This window comes from Methylobacterium mesophilicum (genome assembly GCF_022179445.1).
In the GTDB taxonomy this organism is placed as follows: Bacteria; Pseudomonadota; Alphaproteobacteria; order Rhizobiales; family Beijerinckiaceae; genus Methylobacterium; species Methylobacterium mesophilicum.
Window position 1 is genome coordinate 38,595 of record NZ_BPQU01000008.1, and the last position, 12,030, is coordinate 50,624.

The 12,030-nt window shown below is 64.9% G+C and carries 6 protein-coding genes and 1 pseudogene; 4 read left to right on the forward strand and 3 right to left on the reverse strand.

The window, feature by feature from the left end; translation table 11 throughout:
• Positions 1–11: 11 nt before the first annotated feature.
• Complete coding sequence (locus MFF40_RS10775; protein WP_238260372.1) at positions 12–983, reverse strand: alpha/beta fold hydrolase; 972 nt, start codon at positions 981–983, stop codon at positions 12–14.
• 339 nt (positions 984–1,322) lie between these two features.
• On the opposite strand from MFF40_RS10775, the gene MFF40_RS10780 reads away from it, so the two are divergent.
• Entirely contained in the window at positions 1,323–1,541 is a 219-nt protein-coding gene (locus tag MFF40_RS10780; RefSeq protein WP_238260374.1) for a hypothetical protein, read from the forward strand.
• Between the two features lie 66 nt (positions 1,542–1,607).
• Positions 1,608–1,859: a hypothetical protein gene (locus MFF40_RS10785; protein WP_238260482.1), complete on the forward strand. Its 252-nt coding sequence runs from the start codon at positions 1,608–1,610 to the stop codon at positions 1,857–1,859.
• A gap of 496 nt (positions 1,860–2,355) precedes the next feature.
• Here MFF40_RS10785 and MFF40_RS10790 read toward each other — a convergent pair whose 3' ends face one another.
• Entirely contained in the window at positions 2,356–2,658 is a 303-nt protein-coding gene (locus tag MFF40_RS10790) for a hypothetical protein (RefSeq protein WP_238260376.1), read from the reverse strand.
• A gap of 266 nt (positions 2,659–2,924) precedes the next feature.
• On the opposite strand from MFF40_RS10790, the pseudogene MFF40_RS10795 reads away from it, so the two are divergent.
• Positions 2,925–3,374 (forward strand): annotated as a pseudogene (locus tag MFF40_RS10795) (transposase family protein); the annotation flags it as partial.
• 268 nt (positions 3,375–3,642) lie between these two features.
• Positions 3,643–5,181: an ISL3 family transposase gene (locus MFF40_RS10800; protein ID WP_238260377.1), complete on the forward strand. Its 1,539-nt coding sequence runs from the start codon at positions 3,643–3,645 to the stop codon at positions 5,179–5,181.
• A gap of 342 nt (positions 5,182–5,523) precedes the next feature.
• Here MFF40_RS10800 and MFF40_RS10805 read toward each other — a convergent pair whose 3' ends face one another.
• On the reverse strand, positions 5,524–11,871 hold the full coding sequence (locus MFF40_RS10805) for a tetratricopeptide repeat protein (protein ID WP_238260378.1): 6,348 nt from the start codon (positions 11,869–11,871) through the stop codon (positions 5,524–5,526).
• Positions 11,872–12,030 lie beyond the last annotated feature (159 nt).

Below are 12,030 nucleotides of genomic sequence, written 5' to 3' on the forward strand. Positions count from 1 at the left end.
CCTCTTGGCGTTTAAGCCGCCTCGCGCACGTGCTCCGAAACCCGGTCGATCGCGGCGATGACCTCACGCGGCGCGAGGTGCTGGATCATGTGGCCCATTCCAGGAACGACGACGAGCTCGCTGTTCGGCAACTCCATATGCAACCGCTTCGACTGCCGGTCGACGTCGGCGATCTGATCATCGCCGCCGGCGATGATCACCACTGGCAGCGTCAGATCGCGGTAGTGCTTCTCGAGCTCGATCGTCACCGGCGTCATCAGCGCGGCGTCTTCCGCCGAGGCCCGAAGCTGCAAGGGTCGCAGCATCATGGCCTTTGGAAACTTCCGGTCGAAGCGCTCGGTGACCGCGGCTGGCGCGAACATCGCCTTGATCATCGCCGGCTGCATCAGGCGACCAAGCACGGGTGACACGGTATGGCGCATCAGGTCACCGACACCTGGGATTGCCACCGGGGACGACAACAGTACGTCGGCGCGGAGCGTCGGATAGTAATAGCCGGAGGCCAGGACGAGGCTGCTGACGAGCCGCGGTGCTTGAAGCGCGAAAGCAACCGCGACCAGCGAACCCCACGAGTGCCCGAGCACAACGGCCTGAGAGACGCCGAGCCGCTGAAGCGCTTTTTGGAACAGCGTCGCGTGATCGCGGGGCGTCCAGAGGCCACGCGGGCGATCGCTGTAGCCGTAGCCAGGACGGTCGATGATGATGACGCGGTACCGCCCGGCGAGATCGTCGACGATACCGCTTACCAGGAAGTCCTGAATCATCATGCCATTGCCATGGATGAGGACGAGCGCCGGTCCCAGACCCCGCTCAACGTAGTGCAGCCGCACCCCATCGACGGTCAGGAATTGGCCAATCGGTGGCGTCTCACGCTCGGCCGCACGCGTCTTCGCAGCGGCGTAGACTGCCGACGCTGCGAGCGCAGCGGCGGAGCCGATCATCGTGGGGGCAAGCCAACGGCTGGTGGAGGAACGGCGGGTCATAGGGTGATCCTGATGCGGCGGCCACACGCGTCGATCGACCGGATCGCCGGGCCGTAAATACCCCGGCTCAAGGGCGAGCTTCCGGCGTTACGCGAAGCGATTGTTGCGATGCAAAACGACAACGGGTCGGAGGGCCGAATGATCCGGTCCGACAGAAGCAATCGCCATCGGGAAAGTCGCCGCTTTTCGGGGATTTGGTCTGCGGAACCAGATTGGAACCGGCATACATATCGATGCCATCGATATCGGCTATCAATTATATCTGTTTGAACGATGGTGCGTTGCGGCGCATCTTCCCCTCACAAGCCGGGCACACCCGGCATATGAGGGAAGATCACCATGACCATTCGCGCTTTCGTTCTCGCCGCTCTCGCTGTCGTTCCGACGCTCGGTTCGGCTATCGCCGGTGAGCGGATCGACTTCACGCCGCCCCTTTATCGGGAGCAGGCGCGCCCGACCGCCTCTGTCCGGCCGGCTTCGGAGATCACCACGACGCCAAGCCTCGTGCGTGCTTCGTCGGACCTTCCGCGTCGCATCGTCGAAGCCACAGCTCGCTGAGGACCGATCGGAACGGGAATTGGCAGGAGCATGTTCGACGACGAAATTCCATCCTGGAGTTTCGCCATGCGCGCGCTGACTATCGCTTCCGTATTCGTCCTTACCGCTGTTGCTGGCCTCGGCCAGGCGGTGGCCAAAGGTTGCATCAAGGGGGCTCTTATCGGCGGTCTTGCTGGTCATGCGGTCGGCCACGGCATGACCGGTGCGGCCGCCGGCTGCGCCGTCGGTCACCACGGTGCCAATAAGGCCTCGTCGACAAACACGGTGCCGACTTCGACCAGTGCATCGGACTCCACCACGACGTCGCGCTCGTACTGATCGCAACGAACGGCTCTGTACCTTGGAAAAGGCCCTGGCATATCGCCGGGGCCTTTTTGTAGGGCGACCCGTCCGGCCTATTGTCAGGATCGTCTGGTGGGCCGGGCGTTAGGCGATCAGGGTACCACGGGCAACCGATCACGGCCGACGGCTCTCCAGTCGCTGACAGATGGGTCAATCGCGACAAAACCCTGCCTCAATGTCGTACCCGGATGCGCCCGAGCCCTCCTCAAGCGTGAACGCCGAAGAGAGACGCGGCCGCCGTGTGCCTGTGCTCCAGACCACACCAGCCTGATGCGCCCATGTACAGGGCGATCAGTAGTCATCGGTCTGCTGCTCGAAATTCTTTGACCTGGGCGTGTAAAACGCCGTTTTCGGCCACAGGTCCATGCTGTCGCCGGCGCAGCCCTCGCGTTCGACGTAAGCTGGCCATGCTGAGTTCATGCCAGAATGGTCAGGTTTGTCGGACGTCCGCTGGATCGAAGCGAGAGCGAACCTACCGGTTGTCCTCTTCGACGAGGACCTGAAGTCCGCCACGCGCTCCCGCGATCAGGCCTTCTTTGACCATGAAGGCCACCAGGGATGCGACAGGCCGTGTGCCTTTCGGGCCGAGTGCCGTTCGGAGCACATCGGTCGTGAGTTCACCGGGGTTCGTGGTCTCGTCCGCGATGCGAAGGCACACGTTGGCCTCGTAGTGGACCTGCTCGACCGCTTTCCTGCTCGCGAGCGGGATCCGGCGATCCTTGCAAAAATCCGTGAAGAGCTCGGCGAGCCAAGGGGGCCGGATCAAATCGGCCAAGGCCGCGACGTAAAGCTCCGAGCGGAGGCGGAGGCCGCAGGCGTAGCACGGCTCTTCGCCGCTCCCGGCAACGAGGCTGTCGCAGGACGGGCAGCTGTGGAACGTTCCCACGGAACACGGGAAGTATATGTGCGAGTTCGCCATCATCGGGCGGCGGCGTCGGCATATACGGCAGGTTGCATGCATCGTCGTGCGCTCTGGGCTTCTAGATGTTTGATCCCAGGGTTTGATGGTGCAATCTTCTCCTCGGAGTGGAGGGATGCGCTGTGGGCCAAGTTCTTCACGGCAGCGCCACGACGACTGAGGCGATCCGTCGAGCGATCCAGCATAGTCAAGCGAGCTTGAGGGCCCTCTCGAAGCGCTATGGGATCAACCAGAAGACGGTCGCCAAGTGGCGGCAGCGGACCTCGGTTGCCGACCAGCGCACCGGTCCGAAGGATCCGCGCTCGACGGTGCTGTCACCCGAGCAGGAAGCGATTGTCGTCGCCTTTCGTCGTCACACGCTCCTGGCGCTGGACGACTGCCTCTACGCGCTCCGGGCCACGATCCCGCACCTGACCCGCTCGTCGCTGCATCGTTGCTTGCAGCGCCACGGCATCAGCCGTTTGCCGGAGATCGACGGCGACAAGCCCAAGCGCTCGCGCTTCAAGGCCTACCCGCTCGGCTACTTCCACATCGATCTGGCCGAGGTCCACACGGCGGAAGGGCGGCTCTACTCAGATCAAACCCGCTCCACCAAATGCCGGGACCAAACATCTAACGCACTCTCTGATCTGCGAAAATCGAGATCGGGGTGGGGTCACGATCGGCGCCGATCGTGACCCCACCCCAAAGCGAATTTTAGCTTATATTCCAACGTATTAAGCCCAGTCCTGGGAGGGGTGAACCTTCGGGTTCATCCGCAATTTCGGTGCTGCGGGATGATTCGGGCGTTGGTTCACGTGGTGGCCCGAGGGCAGCGCTATGCCGATTTCGAACCCGTCGGTGCCGTCGGTCCCGGACGGCCTGCACGTCGATGGTCTGACGCTGGACACGTCCGGGTTGCTGATCACCGCCCAAACCACGGCAGCCCAAGCCTGCTGTCGGGTCTGCGGGCGGGCGTCAGTGCGGGTGCACAGCAGGTATTGGCGGACGTTCGACGACCTGCCCTGGCAGGACCGGTCGGTGACGTGGCGGGTGCAGGTTCGCCGCTTCCGCTGCGGCCATTGCCCGGGGCGGATCTTTGCCGAACGCGTGCCGGGGCTGGGTCCGCGCAAGGCGCGCCGCAGCGACCGGTTGGCCGAGGCGCAGACCGACATCGGCATGGTGCTGGGTGGTGAGGCCGGCGCAAGGTTGTCGCGGCGGCTGGCCATGCCTGTCAGCGGCGACACCGTCCTGCGCCTGATCCGTCGTCGCGGGACCGTACCGTCTCCGCCGCCGCGGGTCATCGGCATCGACGATTGGGCGTGGCGGCGCGGCCGGTCCTACGGCACCATCGTGTGCGACTTGGAGCGGCGGCGCGTCATCGATCTGTTGCCCGGCCGCTCGTCGGCACCGGTGCGGGACTGGCTCACCGCCCATCCGAGCGTGACCGTCGTCAGCCGTGACCGTTCGGGACCCTACGCTGAGGCCGCGCGCACGGCAGCACCGACGGCGACGCAGGTCGCGGATCGCTGGCACCTGCTCGTCAACGCTTCCGAGGCCCTGCGCGGCATCGTCGAGCGGCACCAGTCCGAGATCCGAGACGTGGCGCACCGCGCCGTGCACAACCCCGCCGGCTCCCCTGATCTGGCGAAGACGAAGACAGCGCCAACGAACGTGAGCAGCCGGCGACGCGACCGCTGCGAGGCGGCCCTGTGCCTCCACGGCGAAGGTCTGCCGACCAAAGAGATCGCTCGCCGTCTCGGAGCATCCCGCAACGCCGTGCGCCGCTGGGTGCGGGCGGGCCGGTTCATGCCCTACCGCCGCGCACCTGGTTCGAGCCTGCTCGATCGCCATCTCCCCTTCCTCGAGGCACGCTGGCGGGAGGGCCAGCACAGCTCCACCGTCCTCCACCGCGAGTTGCACGCGCAGGGCTTCATTGGCAGCCACGACATCGTCCGGCGCTGGGCCTCACGACGGAGGCAGGATGCGCCTGCGCGATCACCGTCCGCCCGGGTCCCCTCGACGCGCCGCATCACCCGTTGGCTCACCGCCGACCCGGCCGCACTATCGCGGGAGGATCGCGCCTTCACCGAAGCGCTCTGCAGCGCCGCGCCGAAGCTGAAGCAGGCCGCCAAGGATATCCGCGCCTTCGCCGAGCTCCTGCGCCAGAACGATCCCACCGGACTGACGACCTGGCTGGAAGCTGCAGCCGCGACCGATCTCGGCGGCTTCGTCACCGGGCTCCGGCAGGACGAGCCAGCCGTGCGCGCCGCTATCATTGAGCCCTGGAGCAACGGACCCGTCGAGGGGCAGGTCAACCGCCTCAAGCTGATCAAGCGGAGCATGTACGGTCGCGCCGGTTTCGATCTCCTGCGCCAACGCGTCCTGCATGCTGCATGAGCCGAGATCGGCAAAGCTTGATCGGATGCCAAACTTTCAGCACCGAAAGTGCGGAAGAACCAACCTTCGACGCCTTTTCACAGGCAGGTCAACCGCTTCAAGCTGATCAAGCGGAGCATGTACGGTCGCGCCGGTTTCGATCTCCTGCGCCAACGCGTCCTGCATGCTGCATGAGCCGGGGTCGGCAAAGCTTGATCCGATGCCAAACCTTCAGCACCGAAAGTGCGGAAGAACCATGCTTCGACGCCGATCCACATCCGATACCGTGCTACTGTCTATCTGTACGACAAAACCAAGATCGCGGTCGGTCCCTGTCGATGTCGGGCCTCGCCGTACCCCGGGTCAGGGAATCGTCCGCCCCCGCAGATCGATGAGGATCGGCCAGATCGAGACCGCCTCGTCGAACTCGATCTGCCGGGCGACAGCGTCGAGACTTCCCACCGCGGCTGCGAGGCCGTTCGGCCACGCATCGATGATCGATCGGACCGTCTCGGCGAAAGCGAGCATTCTATCCGGACCCGACCTCGGTAGATCATCGGCGTGCTGGAATGCGAGATCCATGAAGCGAGCCATCGTACGTGCCGCATCGGTGTCGGTGATACGGAAGCGCAGGCGCTCGTGCGGCCATTTCTCGGCGCAGCGCCGAGCCTGCCTAGCGAGTGCGGCCGTCATCGCAACGACGTCGTCCTGCTTAGAAGTTGCGTCAGAGAGGGCATTCAGGATCCGTATCATGCTGATCTGGTCGGGCTCGACCAAAGGATCCTGCTCCGCCAGAGTCACGGCCTCTGCCACGCGGATTCTGCGGTGCTCGTCGATGCGCGCGAAGTCCACAAGCGACAGTAGGATCGGCATCAGGAGCCGCATCGCCGGATCGGTCTCTGCAGCCGCGGCCTCTAGGAGTCTGTCGGCGAGCGTCGTATCCTCTCTGGCGCCGAAGACGTGATCCGGATTCAGCCATCCCGCTCCCACGAGCACGCCGAGTGCGTCGCGACCGGCCCAACATGCCTCCGGAGCCCCGGACGGAATGGGTACGATCGCAAGCGACGGCAACCACGCTTCGCCATCGACGTGCCCGGTCGCGACCTTGAAGGCTTCCACCGATGCCGTGGGCACACGTTCGATCGATCCCTCGCGGATCATGTCCGCCACAACGGACGCTGCAAGGATTTCCGGCGTAAGGCCGAAGGTCAGGCGGATCTCCCAGTCAGGAAGGAACGACCGATTCCGGCGGTCGGCCAGATCGAACGCCGAGCAGCCCTGCACCCAATCTGCCAGCTGGTCCGCGTCCGCCGTCGCCGGCGCGAGGGCCCGCGTCAGCTGGTCGGCGCGTATCCAGAGCAGAAGCGTACGTATAGCTGGGTCGAGAGCTCGCCAGTCCTCGCGGTGCAAGGCCGCCTGGGCGCCGTGCCGAAGTAGAGCTGCGAACAGCCGCCCCTGCAGTCGGACGGCTTCGACAAACTCGTTCGCTGCCGCGGCAATAGTCGTTTCTTCTGCGGAAGCGATACACAACGTCCGGAGCCGGAGAGCCGCGAGGAGCGGAGATTGCGATCTCCGCGGCCGGCCCTCGTCCGGATCGCAAAGCAATGCTCCCCATCGCCGCAGGAGATCGTCCGGGAGCCGAAACGGCGAGGCCGCGAGGCGCGAGGCGGCTGTCCGAATATCGAGCTCGTTATCGAGCCGAAGAGCTGCTTCCTTCACCGCATCGGCGAGGCAATCGGAAAGGCGCATCCGAATGAAGCCGAGAACTGCTTCCGCCGATGGGAGCGTCAGGGCGTCGAGAGTGATCGTGCCGGTCTCCCGCAGGCGGCTGCGGAGGCTGGTCACCGAGCCTTGGAGATCACGGTCCGTCAGTGCCTTGAATGCTGCGAAACGATCGTCGACGGCGGCATGTCGTGCAGCTGCGGCAGCATCCTCGGGCGAAATCCAGCCGCGACGATCGACGAGGTGGTGTAGCGCGCCCGACGCTGCGAGCCGTCGATCTTCATCCGGGTCGAGAAGCACGCTCGTGACGGGATCCATGCGCACGGTTTCAGTGCCGATCCCGATCGTCGCGAGCCGGACCGATCGTTCGGGCGGAGCAAGCTCGAAGCGGCCGACGGAACCGTCCGGAAGATTGAACGAAGCCGTCGCCGGGCCTCCGGAGACTTCGGCGTCGCAGGCGGCCCGATAGGCATCGACCAGAACGTCGGGTTCGAGCTCGATGGTTTCGCCGAGATGCAGCACCATGCCGGACTTGATATCGAGCTTTCTGCGCAGATCGTGCCGATCGACGATGCGGTCGCTCCAATCGTCCGGGAACAGGATGACGAGACGGAGCGCGATCTTCACGAAGGAGCGGCGGACTTCCTCCTCGATCTCTCCCTCGACGCCGGTCGGCCGCTCGAGCAACTCCGAAAGCATGCCGGCCAGAATGTTTGCGACCGCATCCGTCGTTGCCGGATCGCCTTTTGCCGTCGCGAAAAGCTGTTCGTCGACGAACCATTCCATGAACTGGCGGCGGACGTCGAACTCCATGCCGTGCTCCGCGGAAAGATCCGCGAACAAGGGCAGGTCGACGACGTGGGCGAGCGACACGGCATGGATGTACCGACGTGCCTCGGGCTCGGCATCGGCGGGCAAACCCGGAATGCGGCCAGCCCTGAGGCAGATCCAGGCCCACCTCGATCTGGCCCTCTTCTCGGCTTCCGTCGCAGTTCGGTTCGCCCAAAGGCGGTCGAGCACCGAGCGGACCAGGTTTCCATGGTCCAGCACACGGGTGATCTCGCCGACCACCTCGCCGTCCTTCGACGGCTGAAACGTCTTGTCGAGGTGTGACAGGAGCCGGGTCTCGTTCGCGAACCAGATCCGGATCTCCTCGAGTTCACGCGTCTCGAGCACATTCTGCCCGTCGATCGAGGCCGCCTCGATCCGGCCAGCGACCGAAGCCGGATCCACCGGTGCGAAGGAATAGCCGAGGCGACGGAGCTCGCGCAGCAGGAAGGTGCGCCTCCCGGTCGGGATGACGCCTCGAGCGTGCAGCCGATCGATCACGTCATGGATCTGCACGGCACCGGCCATCCGTGCGTGGGAGAAGGCACGCTCCTCCACCCAGAACATCTCGGGAGCGCTCCGGCGGGCACCGATGACCTCCATCACGCATCTGAGATGTGCGGGCATCCTGACGGTCTGGGTGGCGTCCTCCTCCGGACGATCGAGGCTCGTCCAGCCGTCGTCCGCAAGCAGACGTTCGGAGACGGTCGCCACGAGCGCTCGAAGCACGTCGCGCAGCCGGTCGTCGTGGACTGCACTTTCGAGCTCGCGGGCGATTCTCGTCGCGTCCTCTTCCGAAAGGAACGTCGGCGTCGCCCGCGCAATCGGCGCAAGGACACCCGCGGCGGCCAAACGGTAGATGATGCGCGGCGTCAGCAGGGCGGAGGAAATCCGGCGCCCCAGGCCTGCATCGATCACCTGCAGGCTTGCTCGTGCTTCCTCCATGGCGTCGCGATCGAGATGACCGGAGCAGAAAGCCGCATCCAGCAGACCTGCGACAACCTCGGGGTCGAGTTCGCCCGCCCGATCTGGCACCTCGATTGAGGCGGCATCCTCCGGTACGTCACGTACGACCCTGACTTCCCCGGCAGCGGGCGAGAGGGAGCTCCGACAAGCTTCGACAATACCGTGATCGACGGAGCGGAACTCGCCTTGCATCTCCATCAGGGCTTCTGCGGTCGACTTCGGGACACGGATGGTTAAGGCACGATCGAGCTCAGGTAGAAGCTCGAGCCGACTGGCCAGCAACAACGCCGACACATCCATCCGTAGAACCGGCCGCTCTCCTTCGGTCCAGACGGCCGGCGACCGACGCGCACCGGACAGAAGGAGCATCGGAAAGAGGTTGCCCCTGTTGTTGCGCCGCTCGGCCGGCTCGGCCAGGAAGAGACGGCCGTAGGCGGCGAGGTCCGACTGCATAGCCAGAACTGCGGGCATGGCGCCGCGCAGCCAGTCTTCGAAGCGGGCCTCGTACTCGCGCGAGCGTTCGTCGATGAAGGCGACTGCCTCCTCGACGGTGTCGAACCGGATGTGGCCGCCAGCTTCTGCGTCGGCAGACGCCAAGAGACGGAACATGCGGTCCTGCACCTCGGAAAGACCCAAGTCGGCTGCAAGAGACGCCGCGGCGCCGACCGCCTCTGGATGGATTCCGAGTTCCGCGGCCCGGGCCAGCGCACGCCTTGCCGTCTCCGCGTCATACGTGCGCAGAGCATAGGCGATCCTGAGCGCCTGATCGGGGGCGAGATCGACTCCTTCGAGGATCCGCGTGGCCGCGTTCCGTACTTCGTTAAGTGCCCCGACCCGCAGGTATGCTTCGAACAGACGTCCCTCGATGTACGGGTCGTCTCCGGCCCGGCGTATCGAAAGCAGATCGTCGACGATCTGCCGATGCCGGCCCATCTCCTCGTTGGCACGTATGCGCATGGCGACGAAGCGGCGCGGGAGTCCGCCTCCGGCCGAATCGGCAGCGATCTGCTCCAGTACCTCCAGACATTCTGCCGGACGCCCGGCGTTGAGAGGTGCCAGCGCCGCGAGTTCACGCGGCCGGACGGCCTCCATGGCAAGCAGCCGCGACCGCAAGCGGTCGAGATCGTCCCAGGCCGACCGCCATGCAAGGAATTCCGCACCTGTTAGGACGTCTTCGACGGTCGTACCGGGATCTTCGAGGAGCACGATCAGAGGCGAGCTGTCGGAGCCGCGGAGGCATTCCTGCACCACGGTCGCGTATGACGTGGCATCGTCGGTCGAACGGTCGCCGAACCGCGCCTTCCAGTCGGCGAGAAACTCGCCGTCGTCGGGAAATTTGCTCTCATATCGTCGTATGACGTCTAGGCCGCGCTTCGGCCGGTCGACGCCCGCGCTCAGAAGCGCGAGGACGATGACGTGGGCAACGGTACCACGGTCCTGGCGCACCATGTCGCCGAATAGCTTCGTGATCCGACCGGGCTTCTCGACCAAGCCGAAGTTTCCAGCCCACGCTACGGCCACCGGGTCCGGAGCCGAGCGCTTGAGAAGTTCACGCGCCAAGTCTGCTCCTTCCTCCCGTCTTGCAGGATTGAGGAGCAGCGCCGCGAGTTTCCAGATCTCGATATGCCCACGAACCGGTGGTTCCGCGAGGCGCAGGAGACGCGAGAAATCCTCGTGGGCCAGTTCCAGAAGCGTCGCCGCATCGGGATCATCGCGCAGGAGGCCTGGATTGATCGGCTGAGGCATCCAGCCGAATTGCGGTCGGACACCCTCGATCATGGCCGAGAAGAGGCGGATGGTCGCAAGCGTCATTTGGGGCGCTATCTCGTCCGGTGCTCGCTCCAGAGCGGACGATGCATCCTGCATGGCACTTGCGCGGTCGCCGACGATGAAGGCGGCGATCGCGCGCAGACGCAGGATTTCCGAAGTAATCTTGTCACCCGTTGCCGTTGCGAGAGCTGCCACGGCCTCCTGTGCCCGTCCTCCCTCAAGCAGAAACGCGCATCTCGCCTCCAGTTCGCGTGAGTTGGCTGGTTTCGCGACCATGGCCAAAGCTTCGTCTGGCCGTCCCTCCGCCCATGCGAGATGAGCGCGTGCCGAGGCGTCTATCGGTGCGGCTACGCCATCGGCCTCGTCGAGCAGATCCCCGGCCACGGACGTCTCGCCATCCCGAAGATGCAGGAGGGCAGTCGCCCGCAGCGCCTTCGCACGGATCGCGGGGGTGAGACCCGCCCAAAGGCGGTCGGTCGATCTCGCCTCGCCAAGCCAAATCCGTAGCTCGCTGACGCGTCCCCTGCGAAGCGCTGCGATCGCGTCTTCGAGGCGAGCGGCCATGAGATCACTCACCCCTCCCGCCCCGGCGGAAGCAAGCTCGGCTGCCTGTCGCAGAAGCTCGGCAGCAGCGATCATGCCGGGATCGCCAATCGCGGCGTTCGTCGGTCCCGCTACGACCGGCGAACCTGTTCCCAGACCCGCCGAGATCGCCTCGGTCCAATAGCGGGAGAAATAGCGGTCGATGATCGAGAGGTCGCGGCCGGCGAGCCTCGAGATGCGGTGCGTGTTCCAGAGCTCGAACTCGATGCCCTGCGCTCGGAGTTCGTCGATCACTGCCTTCGCGGCCGCGTTCATCGCATCGTCGTTGCATTCATGGGAAATCGCGAGGACGAAACGACGGACGCCCTTGCCCTTCCAATGACCGTCGAGATGTTTGGTGAAGTCGACGATCCACGGTTTGAAGTCCCAGGCCTTGATGTCGCGGTAGCACTTCACCGACACGACCACGAAAGGGTCGCCGTTCTCGTCGAATCCCTCTACATCGACTCCGTACTGCTCGACGCCGCCGACCCGCTTCAATGACGTCCGCTTCGTATCCGGGAAGGCGATCTCGACGAGGTCTTCGCAAAGCTCCTCGAATTTTCGGCTCCCGACCGAGACGAGCGGTAGCAGCCGTTCTCTTGGTGTCGATGGCGGGATGGGGCTTGGGGGCGTCACACCACGCGGTGGGCAGTATCCCGCAGGCGATTCACAGGCAGGATCAGCGCGACGCCGCGTTCCGCTGTTGCTCTTGCCCGACGGCTTCGGTTTCGTGGTGGCGCGTGCGATCTTCGCCTTGATGGCAGCCGCATCGCTCCTTGGAATGTCGGTTGAAGGCTTTCCGCCCCGCTTGCGGTCACCGCCACCCTTTTTCACAGGCATTTTGTTGCGACTGAACCTCTAGGTGCGTTCCGACGTCGGCGGCACCGTCCTTCGGATCGTCCGCGCATTGCGTGATCTTGCAGTTGATGAAGAGCCTACGACCGCTCTGTGAAGTGCGAGGGTCATATTGTCGTTGCCGACCTGAAGGTGCGTCGTCGC